Source organism: Gordonia sp. p3-SID1431, from assembly GCF_025143765.1.
Classification (GTDB): Bacteria; Actinomycetota; Actinomycetes; order Mycobacteriales; family Mycobacteriaceae; genus Gordonia; species Gordonia hongkongensis.
Map to the genome: position 1 here is coordinate 1 of NZ_JAMBDT010000119.1, position 14184 is coordinate 14184.

At 69.4% G+C, this 14184-nt stretch carries 12 protein-coding genes; 6 read left to right on the forward strand and 6 right to left on the reverse strand.

All coding sequences use genetic code 11. The features are described 5' to 3' along the window. Nucleotides 1–26: 26 nt before the first annotated feature. On the reverse strand, nt 27–497 hold the full coding sequence (gene mce / locus M4D77_RS21080; protein WP_068971714.1) for a methylmalonyl-CoA epimerase: 471 nt from the start codon (nt 495–497) through the stop codon (nt 27–29). An 85-nt stretch (nt 498–582) separates the two neighbouring features. Between mce and M4D77_RS21085 the strand changes: the two genes are divergently transcribed. From M4D77_RS21085 to M4D77_RS21100, 4 genes are all read left to right on the forward strand, one after another. Beyond that, the gene (locus M4D77_RS21085; protein WP_068971713.1) at nt 583–1785 is read left to right on the forward strand and encodes an acetyl-CoA C-acetyltransferase; all 1203 of its coding nucleotides are present in this window, start codon (nt 583–585) and stop codon (nt 1783–1785) included. Nucleotides 1786–1847: 62 nt separating this feature from the next. Next, nucleotides 1848–2243, forward strand: coding sequence for a DUF3817 domain-containing protein (locus tag M4D77_RS21090; protein WP_068971712.1), 396 nt, complete (start codon nt 1848–1850; stop codon nt 2241–2243). 92 nt (nt 2244–2335) lie between these two features. Then, nucleotides 2336–3487: an MFS transporter gene (locus M4D77_RS21095; protein ID WP_171011699.1), complete on the forward strand. Its 1152-nt coding sequence runs from the start codon at nt 2336–2338 to the stop codon at nt 3485–3487. A 95-nt stretch (nt 3488–3582) separates the two neighbouring features. After that, nucleotides 3583–4539: a tetratricopeptide repeat protein gene (locus M4D77_RS21100; protein ID WP_189340122.1), complete on the forward strand. Its 957-nt coding sequence runs from the start codon at nt 3583–3585 to the stop codon at nt 4537–4539. A gap of 74 nt (nt 4540–4613) precedes the next feature. On the opposite strand, the gene glgB is transcribed toward M4D77_RS21100, so the two are convergent. The 5 genes from glgB to M4D77_RS21125 form a co-directional block, all read right to left on the reverse strand. Next, a complete protein-coding gene (gene glgB, locus M4D77_RS21105; RefSeq protein ID WP_068971710.1) occupies nt 4614–6836 on the reverse strand; it encodes a 1,4-alpha-glucan branching protein GlgB in 2223 nt (740 codons plus the stop codon). 7 nt (nt 6837–6843) lie between these two features. After that, nucleotides 6844–8844: a maltotransferase domain-containing protein gene (locus tag M4D77_RS21110; RefSeq protein ID WP_259937301.1), complete on the reverse strand. Its 2001-nt coding sequence runs from the start codon at nt 8842–8844 to the stop codon at nt 6844–6846. A gap of 163 nt (nt 8845–9007) precedes the next feature. Then, a complete protein-coding gene (locus tag M4D77_RS21115) occupies nt 9008–11104 on the reverse strand; it encodes an ATP-dependent DNA helicase (protein ID WP_058249984.1) in 2097 nt (698 codons plus the stop codon). Nucleotides 11105–11228: 124 nt separating this feature from the next. After that, nucleotides 11229–11840: an isochorismatase family protein gene (locus tag M4D77_RS21120; RefSeq protein ID WP_259937302.1), complete on the reverse strand. Its 612-nt coding sequence runs from the start codon at nt 11838–11840 to the stop codon at nt 11229–11231. A gap of 49 nt (nt 11841–11889) precedes the next feature. Beyond that, on the reverse strand, nt 11890–13194 hold the full coding sequence (locus tag M4D77_RS21125) for a nicotinate phosphoribosyltransferase (protein ID WP_259937303.1): 1305 nt from the start codon (nt 13192–13194) through the stop codon (nt 11890–11892). Nucleotides 13195–13213: 19 nt separating this feature from the next. Between M4D77_RS21125 and clpS the strand changes: the two genes are divergently transcribed. Together clpS and M4D77_RS21135 are read left to right on the forward strand one after the other, a co-directional pair. After that, the gene (gene clpS, locus M4D77_RS21130) at nt 13214–13537 is read left to right on the forward strand and encodes an ATP-dependent Clp protease adapter ClpS (RefSeq protein WP_058249987.1); all 324 of its coding nucleotides are present in this window, start codon (nt 13214–13216) and stop codon (nt 13535–13537) included. Nucleotides 13538–13607: 70 nt separating this feature from the next. Then, on the forward strand, nt 13608–14183 hold the full coding sequence (locus tag M4D77_RS21135) for a DUF2017 domain-containing protein (protein ID WP_259937304.1): 576 nt from the start codon (nt 13608–13610) through the stop codon (nt 14181–14183). The last annotated feature ends 1 nt before the right edge of the window (nt 14184 follow it).

Sequence of the window (14184 nt, forward strand, 5' to 3'; positions counted from 1 at the left end):
CAACGGTTTTCGGCCGTTGCGGCGGATCAGTGTGCGGTGGCGGCGGGTTCCACGAGTTCGAGCAGCACGCCGCCCGCGTCCTTGGGGTGGACGAAGTTGATGCGGGAGTCCGCGGTGCCCCGCTTCGCGGCGGGGTAGAGGACCCGGACGCCGGCTTCGGTGAGTCGTGCCGTGACCGCGTCGACGTCGGTCACCCGCACGGCGAGCTGCTGGAGCCCGGGACCGTTGCGGTCGATGAACTTGGCGATCGTCGACGACTCGTCGAGCGGGGCGAGCAACTGGATGACCGCACCGGTGCCGCCGGCCGGGCCGACCATGGCCTCCTCGACGCCCTGCTCGGCGTTCGTCTCCTGATGCAGCGTCTCGAACCCGAGGTGGGTGGCGTACCACTCCTTGGCGGAGTCGAGATCGGGGACGGCGATGCCGACGTGATCGATGGCGACGATCAGGTCGGAGATGAGTGCGGTGGCGCTGGGGTCCGTTGCTGAGGAAGACATGGGACAACGGTAGCGTTGAGGTGTTGAGCGCACAGAGCGGGCGCTCGGTTGGCCCCCTATCCAGACACTTCCCGGAGGTTCCCTCATGACTTCGACTGCCGACAAGACCACGGTCATCGTCGCCGGCGCACGCACCCCCTTCGGCCGCCTGCTGGGCTCCCTGAAGGACTTCAGCGGGGTCGATCTCGGCGCGGTCGCCATCAAGGGCGCACTCGAGCGGGCCGGCGTTCCGGCATCCGAGGTCGAGTACGTGATCATGGGCCAGGTGCTGACCGCGGGGGCCGGTCAGATGCCCGCCCGCCAGGCCGCGATCAAGGCCGGCATCGGCTGGGACGTCCCGACCCTGACCATCAACAAGATGTGTCTGTCGGGCATCGACGCGATCGCGCTGGCCGATCAGCTCATCCGGGCCGGCGAGTTCGACGTCGTCGTCGCCGGCGGCCAGGAGTCGATGACCCAGGCGCCGCATCTCCTGCCCAACAGCCGCGGCGGCTTCAAGTACGGCAACACCGAACTCGTCGACCACATGGCGTTCGACGGGCTCTTCGACGCCTTCACCGATCAGCCGATGGGGGCGCTGACCGAGCAGGGCAACGACGCCGACGGGTTCACCCGTGAGCAACAGGACGAGTTCGCGGCACGGAGCCACCGGCTCGCCGCAGCCGCGTGGAAGAACGGCGTCTTCGACGACGAGGTCGTGCCGGTGTCCATCCCGCAGCGTAAGGGCGACCCGATCGAGTTCGCCGAGGACGAGGGGATTCGCGCCAACACCACCGTGGACTCGCTGTCCGGGCTGCGGCCGGCCTTCCGCAAGGACGGCACGATCACCGCGGGCAACTCGTCGCAGATCTCCGACGGCGCGGCGGCCGTCGTGGTGATGAGCAAGGCCAAGGCCGAGGAACTGGGCGTCACGTGGCTGGCCGAGATCGGCGCCCACGGCGTCGTCGCCGGCCCGGACTCCAGCCTGCAGGCGCAGCCGGCCAATGCGATCGTCAAGGCCTGTGACCGCGAGGGCATCGCACCCGCGGACCTGGACCTCATCGAGATCAACGAGGCCTTCGCGGCGGTCGGGCTGTCCTCGACCAAGCAGCTCGGCGTCGATCCCGAGATCGTCAATGTCAACGGTGGTGCGATCGCCGTCGGACACCCGATCGGGACCTCCGGGGCGCGCGTCGCGCTGCATGTCGCGCTCGAGCTCAAGCGGCGGGGCGGTGGCGTCGGTGCAGCCGCGCTCTGTGGAGCCGGCGGCCAGGGTGACGCGCTGATCATCCGGGTTCCGAAGTCCTGAACGAACGAGATGTCTACGACATCTTGTAGTAGTTTGCTGTCCGATTCGGCACAATGAGGGCCATGCTGTCATTCTTCGACCTGACCACTCCCGCCAAGCGCTTCCGGTTCGTCGCCGTCGCCGAGGCGATCACCTGGGCGGTCCTGCTGGTCGCCATGGTCGTCAAGCGGGTCAACGACGACGACGAGGCCATCGCCAAGCCGGGCATGATCCACGGGATCGTCTTCGTGATCTTCGTGGTCGTCGCCCTGATCACGGCGATGCAGCTCAAGTGGAACGCGGTGAAGTGGGAGCTGCCGGCGGGTTCGCGGCGGATCGGAATCCCGATCGTCACCCTGCTGGCGCTGGTCTCGAGCCTCCCGCCGTTCGGCACGATCGTGTTCGAGTGGTGGGCGCGCCGTAACGGCCATCTCGCCGAACTGTCCACCGACCGCGCGCCCAGGCAGGCCACGGCCTGACCGCCCCGATCCCGCCTTCGATCGCCCCGACGCTCCGGCGCTCCCGTCGCAGCGTCGGGGCGATCTTCGCGCTCAACGGGTTTCTCGCCGCGATGTGGGTGGCCCACATCCCGGTCATCAGTGCGCGCACCGGAGTCGATCACGACCAACTCGGCGGACTGTTGCTGTTGCTCGGCGCGTCGGCGTTCGTCGGCATGCAGGTCTGCGGCCGTCTGATCGACCGTCGGGGGTCCCGCCCGGTGACGATCGGTGCCGCGCTGCTGCTGTCGGCGGTCATCGTCGCCCCGGTGCTCGCCGCCGACGCCCTGACGCTCGCCGCCGCGCTCGTCGCCTTCGGATTCGCCAACGGTTGCCTGGACGTGTCGATGAACGCGCAGGCGGTCGTGGTCGAACGGGCCTACGGCCGACCGATCATGTCGTCGTTCCACGGGTTCTTCTCGGCGGGCAGTCTCGTGGGTTCGGGAGTGGTCGCGGCAACCCTGTGGGCCGACGTCGGTGTCGTCCTCACCGTGGCCTGCGCCGCGGCGGCCGGCATCGGCGTCGTGGCGTGGAACGCGCGCGGTCTGGCCGGTGACGAGGTGGGGACCGACGATGCGAGTGCACGCGGTGCAGACACCGACGGCCCCGCGTCCGGGAAGTGGTGGCACACCGTGGACCGGCGCCGCCTGGTGCTGCTGGCGGTGGTCGCGTTCGCCCTCATGCTCGCCGAGGGCACCGCCTACGACTGGAGTGCACTGCACGTGGTCGAGACCTTCGGTTCCGCCGAAGCCGTCGGCGCCATCGCGTTCGGCGCGTTCAGCGCGACGATGACCATTGCGCGCTTCGTGATCGACCCGGTCGTCGGGTCGGTGGGTCCGGTGGCGGTCGTCCGCTACGGCGGCCTGCTCGGCACCGCCGGGATCCTGATCGCGGTGCTCTCGCCCGTACCCGCGCTCGCCATCGTGGGATGGGGCGTGTTCGGACTGGGTCTGGCGGGGCTGATCCCGCAGATCTTCACCGCGGCGGGCAATCTGTCGGGGGAGTCGAGCGGCCGGACGATCTCCGCCGTCGTCGGATGCGGCTATCTCGGCATGCTCGCCGGTCCCGCGGTCGTCGGCTTCATCAGCAGCCGGACCTCGCTGAACACCGGGTTGCTCGCGGCCGTGGCGGCACTCGTCCTTGCCGTCTTTCTCGCGCCGGTCGTTCGTCCGGACCGCACGCGCACCGCCGCACCGGACGGAACGCGTTCGCCCGACGTCATCTGATTCCGCGTGGGCGGTCGTGACACACTGGAGGGGTGACGCGACCAACCAATCGTCAGCAGGCCGCCGCCGCGGCCCGACAGCAGGCGGCAGCAGCCATGGCCATGTCCGGCGCGGTGGATCTCGGCGTACTCAAGGAGCGGGCCGAAGCCGAACGCGCACAAGCGCAACGGGCCCAGTCGCAGGCCGCAGCACGACCTGCCGCGCCCGGTGAGCCGCCCGCCGAGGGCGGGCAATCGCCGGCCGCCGGTGCGGGAACCGCGGCGACCGCGGTCCTCGACGTCACCGAGGAGACGTTCGAGGCCGAGGTGCTCAACCGGTCGATGCAGCAGCTCGTGGTCATCGACCTGTGGGCGGAATGGTGCGGGCCGTGCAAGCAGTTGTCGCCGGTCCTCGAACGGCTCGCCGCGCAGTCGGGCGGGCGCTGGGTGCTGGCGAAGGTCGACGTCGACGCCAATCCCCGTATCGCACAGGCGTTTCGGGTGCAGTCGATCCCGATGGTCGTCGCGATCGTGCAGGGACAGCCGGTGACCGCCTTCAACGGGGTGCGCTCCGAGGCCGAGATCACCCAGTGGATCGACGACATCTTCGCCCAGATCGGCGACATCCTCCCGGGCGTTCCCGACGGGCCCGCACCCGAGCCGGAGCCCGAGGACCCGAGGCTGGTCGCCGCCGAGACGAAGCTGAACGACGGCGACTTCGACGGCGCACTCGCCGACTACCGGGCGATCGCCGAGGCCGAGCCGGAGAACCTCGAAGCGGTGTCCGCCGCGCGGAACCTCGAGTTCATCCTGCGGGCGCAGGCGCACGATCCCGCCATCGTGGAGACGGCGTCCCCGCGTGACGTCGATGCGCAGCTCGCGGCCGCGGACGTCCTGCTGCTCAACCAACAGCCCGAAGCCGCGTTCGACCGCATCATCGATGTCGTGCGCGTGACCGCGGGGGAGGAGCGCACCCGGGCGCGCACCCGGCTGCTCGAGCTGTTCGAACTCTTCGATCCCGCCGAGCAGTTCGTCGTGAGCGCCCGGCGCAAGCTCGCCAGCGCCCTCTACTGACGGGTTGAGGCCACTGCCGCGGGCAGTCTGAGTGGTGTGTTTCGGAACCAGGCGACTGATTCCGAAACACACCACTACTCCCGCGGCGCCAGCCAGATCGCCGAGTTGGCGGGCAGCATGACCCGAGCCGACACGGGACGTCCGTGATACGACGGCCCGTCCGCCGTGACCGACCCCATGTTGCCGCGTCCGGCGCCGCTGTAGGCGTCGGCATCGGTGTTGAGGATCTCGTCCCAGACACCGGCCGAGGGCAACCCGACCTGATAATCGGCGCGGTCGGAGCCGCTCAGGTTGAACAGGCACGCGACGACCGATCCGTCGGCGCCGTACCGGAGGAAACTGATGACGTTGTTGGCGGTGTCGTTGGCGTCGATCCACTCGTAACCCAGGGGATCGATGTCCTGGGTGTACAGCGCCGGCCGGGACCGGTAGATCCGGTTCAGGTCGGTGACGAGGGCCGAGATGCCGGAGTGCAGTTCGCCCTCCCAGCCCTCCAGCTGATGCCAGTCCAGGCTCCGGTTGTCGGCCCATTCGCCGGTCTGCCCGAACTCCTGTCCCATGAACAGCAGTTGCTTGCCGGGGTGGGACCACATGTAGGCGAGGTAGACGCGCACTCCCGCGGCCTTGGCGAACGAATCGCCCGGCATGCGCGTCCACAGGGTGCCCTTGCCGTGTACGACCTCGTCGTGGGAGAGCGGCAGCACGAAATTCTCGCTCCACGCGTACACCAGCGAGAAGGTGATCTCGTGGTGGTGGAAGCTGCGGTGGATCTGATCGCGGGACAGGTAGTCGAGGGTGTCGTGCATCCAGCCCATGTTCCACTTGAAGCTGAAGCCCAGCCCGCCGAGATCGGTCATGCGGGTCACGCCCGGCCATGCGGTCGACTCCTCGGCCACCGTGATCACGCCCGGGAAATGTTTGTGCACAGTCGCATTGGTCTCCTGGAGGAACTGCACCGCCTCCAGGTTCTCACGACCGCCGTGCACATTGGGGCGCCATTGCCCGGCCGGTCGTGAGTAGTCCAGGTAGAGCATCGAGGCCACCGCGTCGACGCGGAGACCGTCGATGTGGAACTCGCTGAACCAGAACAGGGCGTTCGCGACGAGGAAGTTGCGGACCTCGTGCCGGCCGAAATCGAAGACGTAGGTGCCCCAGTCGAGCTGCTCGCCGCGCATCGGATCGGCGTGCTCGTACAGCGGGGTGCCGTCGAATCGGGCGAGCGCCCAGTCGTCCTTGGGGAAGTGGGCCGGCACCCAGTCGACGATCACGGCGATGTCCCGGGAGTGGAGGTGGTCGACGAGGTAGCGGAAGTCGTCGGGCGTTCCGAAGCGTGCCGTCGGCGCGTAGTACGACGTGACCTGGTAACCCCAGGAGCCGCCGAACGGGTGCTCGGCGACGGGCAGGAACTCGACGTGGGTGAAGCCCTTCTCGACGGCGTAATCGGCCAGCTCGTGCGCGAGTTCGCGGTAGCCGAGGCCCTGACGCCAGGAGGCGAGGTGGACCTCGTAGACGCTCATCGGCTCACGTTCGGGCGCGGACCGTTCCCGGCGCGCGATCCACGCGTCGTCGGTCCAGACGTGCTCGGACACGGTGACCCGGGACGCGGTTGCCGGGGGCGTGCTGGTGCGGAAGGCCATGGGGTCGGCCTTGTCGCGGATGACGCCGTCGGCGCCATGGACGCGGAACTTGTAGTGGGTCCCGTCGCCGACGTCGGGGATGAAGACCTCCCACACGCCGCTGACCCCGACCTTGCGCATCGGTGCAACCCGCCCGGTCCAGTCATCGAAATCGCCGATCACGGTGACACCGTGGGCATTCGGCGCCCACACGGAGAAGGCGGTGCCGTGCACCTCGCCGTCGGTGGTCGTGTACGACGTGACCCGCGCACCGAGGGCGTTCCACAGTTCCTCGTGGCGGCCCTCGCTGAACAGATGGATGTCGACGTCGCCGAGGCTCGGCAGGAACCGGTAACCGTCGGCGACGACGAATTCCGAGGTGCCGCCACTCGAATCGGGGTAGACGACGCGGTACCGGTAATCCATGAGGTCGGCCATCGGTACGGTGACCACCCAGAGGTCGTCGGTCTGGCGGGTCATCGGATGATCGACACCGCCGATGACCGCCGACACCGAGATCGCGTTCGGGCGCAGGGTGCGCAGGATCGTCGCGCCGCCGGGCGCGTCGTGGGCGCCGAGGAAGGCGTGTGGATCGGGATGGGTCTGCGCCGCGAGCCGACGGAGGTCGTGGTCGGTGGCGTAGGGGTCGGGCAGGTCTGGCGGATCGGTGCGATCGGTCACTGATACCTCACTGGATCCGATAGGCGAGCTGTTGTGCGGCAACAGGTTCGAGGGGCGGTAGGGCGAGGATGTGCGCCACCGCCCGCCATGGCTCGAGCCGGACGTAGTTGTCCTGGCCCCACCAGTACTCCTCGCCGGAGACCTCGTCGCGGACGGGGAAGCGGTCGTACCACTCGAAGCCGAGCTTCGGCAGGTCGAGCCACACCGTGGAGTCCTCGGGGCCGAACGGGTTCAGGTTGATCACCACGATGACCCGGTCGCCCGACACCGGGTCGATCTTCGAGTAGGCGATCAGCGACGGGTTGTCGACATGGTGGAAATGGATGTTGCGCAGCTGCTGCAGTGCGGGGTGCCGGCGCCGGATCTCGTTCAGCGAGGTGATCCACGGCTCGAGCGACTCGCCGCGGCTCGCCGCCGCCTTGTAGTCACGGGGCCGCAGCTCGTACTTCTCCGAATTGAGGTACTCCTCGCTGCCCTCGGTCACGGCGACGTGCTCGTACAGCTCGTATCCGCTGTAGACACCCCATGTCGGGGCCAGGGTCGCGGCGAGCGCGGCGCGCAGTGCGAACATGCCCGGACCGCCGTGCTGGAGACTCTCGTGCAGGATGTCGGGGGTGTTGACGAAGAGGTTGGGGCGGGCCTCGTCGGCGTGGTCGGCGATCTCCCGGCCGAACTGCTCGAGCTCCCACTTCAGCGTCTTCCAGGTGAAGTAGGTGTAGCTCTGGCTGAAGCCGAGCCGGGCGAGGCCGTAGAGCCGCGCCGGCCGCGTGAAGGACTCGGAGAGGAAGAGAACGTCGGGGTGCCGCTTCTTCACCTCACTGATCAGCCACTCCCAGAAGTTCGGCGGCTTGGTGTGCGGATTGTCGACGCGGAAGATGTCGACTCCGAGCCCGACCCAGTGCAGGACGACTTTGAGGACCGCACGGTAGATGCCGTTGCGGTCGTTGTCGAAGTTCAGCGGGTAGATGTCCTGGTACTTCTTCGGCGGGTTCTCCGCGAACGCGATGGTGCCGTCGGGCTGGGTGGTGAACCACTCCGGATGCTCGAGCGCCCACGGATGATCCGGTGCGCACTGCAGGGCCAGATCGAGAGCGACCTCGAGGCCGAGTTCGCGAGCCCGGCCGACGAAGTACTCGAAGTCCTCCTCGGTGCCGAGGAGGGGATGGATGGCGTCGTGCCCGCCGTCGGATGATCCGATGGCCCACGGCGAACCGACATCCTCGGGTCCCGCGACGAGGGTGTTGTTGGGGCCCTTGCGGTTGATCTCGCCGATCGGGTGGATCGGCGGCAGGTAGACGACGTCGAAGCCCATGTCCGCGACGCGCGGCAGATCCTGGGCGGCGGTGAGGAACGTGCCGTGGACGGGATTGCCCTCACCGTCCCAGCCGCCGGTCGAGCGCGGGAACAGTTCGTACCACGAGCCGAACAGTGCGCGCTTGCGATCGACCCACACCCGGTAGGTACGGCTCTTGGTGACGAGCTCCCGGACGGGATGGGCGGTCAGCAGTTCGACGACCTCGTCGGAGACCGCCAGACCCACCCGGTTCTCGACGCGGCGACGACGTGCGCGGAGCTGGCGCGCGGCGTCGAGCAGGAGTTCTCGGTCATCACCGGCGACCAGGTCGGCTGCGGTGTCCAGTACCCGCGCGCCGGTCTCGATGTCGTTGGCGAGGTCGGCGGCGCCCTGCCCGGCGTCGAGCTTCGTCAGAACGGCCGAACGCCACGTGGCGTAGGGGTCGCTCCAGGCCTCGATCCGGTACGACCAGAATCCGACGGCGTCGGGAACGAAGGCTGCGTTGAAGGTGTCCGGTTCCGGCGCGGGGACCATCCGCACATCGAACGGCCCGCGTCGCGGGGCCTCGACGTGCAGTGTGACGCCGAGCGCGTCGTGTCCTTCGCGCCAGGCCGTGGTGCTGACCGGAAAGTATTCTCCCACAACGGCTTTGGCAGGTTGCTGGCCCGCCGACACAAGGGGTGCGATGTCGTCGATACCCATGCGCCCGATCACGTGGAGCCTCCTGTCGTCAGCTCCCGTGAGTGGCCGGGGTGCGCTGTCGGTCTCGCCTTCGTTGGTATCACCGGTACCCAACCTAGTGCCCCGCGGACGGGATTGTCTTGTCATGGATCGCCCGCCGTGTCGGGCGGGCCGGGCGCGGCGGGGTCGGTCGAGGTCAGCCCACCGAACGGGCGGGATCGGTCAATCGGGTCAGGGCCGAACGGACGACCGCGGGGTCGGTGGTACGCCACATCGGGGGCAGGGACGCGAGCAGATAGCCGCCGTACCCCGCCGTGGCCAGTCGGGAGTCGAGGACCGCGACGACCCCGCGGTCGTCGACCGAACGCAGCAGGCGGCCGGCACCCTGGGCGAGCAGCAGTGCGGCGTGGTTGGCCGCCACCGACAGGAATCCGTTGCCGCCGCGCGCATCGACCGCACGTTGCCGGGCGGTCAGCAGCGGATCGTCGGGACGAGGGAAGGGGATGCGGTCGATGAGCACGAGGCTCAACGACGGGCCCGGCACGTCGACCCCCTGCCACAGGGACAAGGTGCCGAACAGGCAGGTCGCCGGGTCGTCGGCGAACCGCCGGACGAGGGTGGACGTCGTGTCGTCGCCCTGGCACAGCACCGGGTGGTCGGTGCGGTCGCGGATCGCGTCGGCGGCTTCGCGCGCCGCGCGCATCGAGGAGAACAGACCGAGCGTGCGTCCGCCGGCGGAGTTCACGAGCTCGGCGATCTCGTCCATCGTCCGCGACGAGATGCCCGAGCGGTCGGGTCGGGGGAGGTGACGTGCGACGTAGAGGATCGCCGACCGCGGATAGTCGAAGGGCGAGCCGGCATCGAGGCCGGTCCAGCGTGCCGAACCCGAATCGGACGGGACCGCCTTCCCGCTGGCGGTGACGTCGGCTGTGCTAGACCCCGCTGCGGGGCTCGTCTCGTCTGTCACCGGACGGTCGGTCCCGCGCCCCGACGCCGGGAGTCCCCAGGTCGCGGCGAGGGCGTCGAAGGAGCCGCCGATCGTGAGGGTCGCCGAGGTCAGGATGACCGTGGCGTCGGCGAACAGGGAGGCCCGGAGCAGGCCGCCGACCGACAGGGGTGCGATGTGCAGGATGGGCCGGGGCTCGGCCCCGCGGCGTGAGGTGTCCAGTGACGCCCACACGACGTCGCGCCGCTTCGCCTCGTCGGGTTCGTCGAACGCACCGAGTACGCGGACGACGGTGTCGTGCATGTCCTCGAGTGAGGTCAGGGCCGCCGAGCGGGCGGCCGCCGCGCCGTCGTCGGCGCCGGCCATCCGTACCGGTCCGATCGCGGTGCGCGCCTGCCACAGCCGGTCCCGGAGCATCACGAGGACAGCGGTGGCGTCGGACGGCAGGCCGGTCCACTGGCGCATCGGTGCGTTGTCGAGCAATTCGCCCAGCTGTTCACCGGCGCCCAGGAGGGCGTCGGCGGTCTCCTCGTCGACGAGCTTCCCGCACCGGCGCGCGACGAGCGCCACCGAGGCCGCCGACAGTTCGTCGGTGGCCACCGAGGTCATCCGGTCGACGAGCTCGTGGGCCTCGTCGATGACCACGACGTCGTGCTCGGGCAAGACGTTGGCCGGGCTCGTGGCGTTGATGGCCAGCAGCGCGTGGTTGGTCACCACCACGTCGACCTTCCCGGACCGGCGGCGGGACTGCTCGGCGAAGCAGTCCTCGCCGTAGGAGCAGTTGGCCGCGCCCAGGCACTCGCGGGCGGTGACGCTGACCTGTCGCCACGACCGGTCGGAGACGCCGGGGACGAGGTCGTCCCGGTCGCCGGTCTCGGTCTCGCTGCTCCACTCCCGCAGGCGCGTGACCTCCCGGCCGGTGCGCGACAGCTCGAACGGGTCGAACAGCTCGGTGTCCGGCTCGTCGGCGGTACCGGAGTGGATCTTGTTCAGGCACAGATAGTTTCCGCGCCCTTTGAGAATCGCGAAGGTGGGCTCGCGGCCGATCGGCTTCTTCAGCGCCTTGGCCAGGCGGGGGAGATCGCGCTCGATGAGCTGGCGCTGCAACGCGATCGTCGCGGTGGACACCACGACGGTGCGGCCGCTCTCGACGGCGTGCCGGATGGCCGGCACGAGGTAGGCCAGCGACTTGCCGGTGCCGGTGCCGGCCTGGACCGCGAGATGCTCGCCGGTGTCGATGGCATGCGCGACCGCGGAGGCCATCGCGACCTGACCGTCGCGGCGGCGACCGCCGAGTGCGGTGACCGCCGCGTCGAGCAGGTCGGTCACCGGGGGTGTGTTGGGCATGAGGTGTGTTCCGGTTGTCCTTGCTGGGTTCGCCGTGCGCGGGAACGGTGTTCTTTCAGACGTATCGCGGGCCCGGTCGGTTCCCGCTGTCGAGATCGGGATCGTGGTCGGGACCGCGGCGCTGCTACCCGGTCCGATTCGACCCGTCATAGAGCAGGTCGCCCACGAGTTCGACACCCGCCTGCCGCAGCGCCGAGAGTGCCTTCGACGTCGTCTCGGGCGCGACACCGGCGGTGAAGTTGAGGAGCACGCGGGTGCTGAAACCGGCCTCCACGGCGTCGAGCGCGGTTGCCCGCACGCAGTGGTCGGTGGCGATGCCGACGATGTCGACCGACTTCACCTTCCGTTCCCGCAACCACACGGCGAGGGTGGAGCCGTCGGCGGCCGCGCCCTCGAAGCCGGAGTATGCGGCGCTGTACTCGCCCTTGGAGAAGACCTCGTGTGCCGCCGCGGCGTCGAATTCGCGGTGGAACGCTACACCGTCGGTGCCGACGCGGCAGTGCGGTGGCCAGGTGTCGACGTAATCGGGGTCGTCGGAGAAGTGCGCACCGGGGTCGATGTGATAGTCGCGGGTCGCGACGACGGTCCGGTATTCGTCGAGGATCGACGTGACCGCCCGCGCGACCGCGGCGCCGCCGTTCACCCCGAGGGCGCCGCCCTCGCAGAAGTCGTTCTGCACGTCGACGACGATCAGCGCGTCGGCGGGACGGGTGCCGTCGTTGCGTTCGGCGCTCATCCAATTCTCCTGTCGTCGGGGGACATCGGTTCCGGGCGTCGGGGTGCGGTCAGCCGAGCTCGTAGCGGGTCGGCACCGCGGGATCTCCATGGGACAGGCCGAGACCCTCCCAGGGCAAGCTCACCAAGCCGGCCGCGAGGTGCGTGCGGGCATCGGTGAGAGTGGGCAGCGACGCCACGGGCGTCCCACCGCGGACGAGCGGGATCTGCAGGTCCCGGATACCGAGCCCGTCCGGCGCGGGGCGGGTGCCGTCGGCGCGATACACGATCTCCTCGACGATCGTGCCGCTCGACCGGGCCGCCCGCACGGCGGACTTGGCGCCGCCGCGCGACTCCTTGTGACTCGCCCGTTTGGCCACCGGCAGGCCGTCGACCTCGACGAGTTTGTAGACCATCCCCGCCGTCGGCGCCCCGCTGCCGGTGACCAGGGATGTCCCGACGCCGTAGGTGTCGACCGGCTCGGCGCGCAGCGAGGCGATCGCGTACTCGTCGAGATCACCCGACACGACGATCTTCGTCTCCGTCGCGCCCAGGTCGTCGAGTTGCGCGCGGACCTGGCGCGCCAGCACCCCGAGGTCGCCGGAGTCGATGCGCACGGCACCGAGTCCGGGGCCGGCCACCTCGATGGCGTTGCGCACGCCCTGGGTGATGTCGTAGGTGTCGACCAGCAGCGTGGTACCGATCCCGAGGGCCTCGATCTGCGCGGCGAACGCGGCCTTCTCGTCGGGCCCGTCCGGACCGGTGAAACCGAGGGTGAAGGCGTGGGCGGCGGTGCCGGCACTGGGCACGCCGAAGCTCCGGGCCGCCTCGAGGTTCGAGGTGGCGGCGACACCGGCGATGTAGGCGGCGCGCGCACTGGCGACCGCGGCGCGCTCATGGGTGCGCCGCGAGCCCATCTCGATGATCGGGCGCGACCCGGCCGCGCTGACCATTCGGGCCGCGGCCGACGCGATCGCGCTGTCGTGGTTGAGGATCGAGAGGATCAGCGTCTCGAGCAGGACCCCCTCCGCGAAGGGGGCGCGGACGGTGAGGATCGGCGAACCGGGGAAGTAGAGTTCGCCCTCCCGGTAACCGTCGATGTCACCGGAGAACCGATAGTCCCGCAGCCAGGCCACCGTGTCCGCGTCGAGGAATCGCTCGACCACGGCGATCTCCTCGTCGCCGAACCGGAACGCCGCGAGCTCGTCCAGAACGCGGCCGGTTCCGGCCACCACGCCATAGCGCCGGCCGTCGGGGAGGCGGCGCGCGAAGACCTCGAATGCGCACTGGCGGTGCGCAACCGGGTGGCGAAGTGCCGCCGCGACCATCGTCAGTTCGTACTGATCGGTCAGCAGCGCGGTGTTGTCGTTGCTCACAATCGCCTACCCTGTCCTCATGGCGCCTGACGAAACTCGTGCGCACGAGGCTACCCCCGGCGGTACGGCGGTTGCCGAACCAGAGGTCGCCGACGGCGCGGCGGGACTCGACAAGCCCTGGATGACGATCGTGTGGGACGACCCGGTCAATCTGATGCGGTACGTCACCTTCGTCTTCCAGAAGATCTTCGGCTACTCCGAGTCCCGCGCCAACGAACTGATGATGCAGGTCCACACCGAGGGCAGGGCAGTGGTCTCCTCCGGGGACCGAGAAAAGGTCGAGGCCGACGTCGCGAAGCTGCACGCCGCGGGGCTGTGGGCGACGATGCAGCGGGATTCGTGACCGGGACCGGCCGCGGACGACTCCGAACCGGTCGGGCGGCCTTCGCGGCGCGGCAGGCACACTGAGACGCGTGCGCACCTGGAAACGCAAGGGGCGCGGCGAGCAGATGCGCATCGCATCGCAACTCGACGCGCACGAAGCAGAGCTGCTCGCGTCGATGGTCACGTCGATGTGCGAATTGCTCACCGAACGAGCCGATTCCGCACCCCGCGACGACCTCGCGAGGCTGACCGGTATCGACGTCGGGCACTCGCAGGCACCCGACGATGTGACCCTGGGCCGTCTCCTCCCGGATTTCCACCGGCCCGACCAGGACGACGAACTCTCCGCCGAGGTCGTCAACGGCGAACTGAACTCGGCGCTGCGGAGCGTTCACGAACCACAGATCATCGACGCCAAGCTGGGCGCCGCCCGGGTGTTGCTCGACACCCTGCCGGCCGGGGGCGGGGACTTCGCCCTGACTCCCGACGAGGCCGCGGCGTGGCTCACCTCGCTCAACGACGTGCGACTGGCACTCGGCGCGATGCTCGGGATCTCCGAGGACACGCCCGAGCAGTTGCCGCCCGACCACCCGCATGCGGCGCATCTCGACGTCTACCACTGGCTCACGGTGATGCAGGACCTCCTCGTCGAAGCCCTGATGTGAC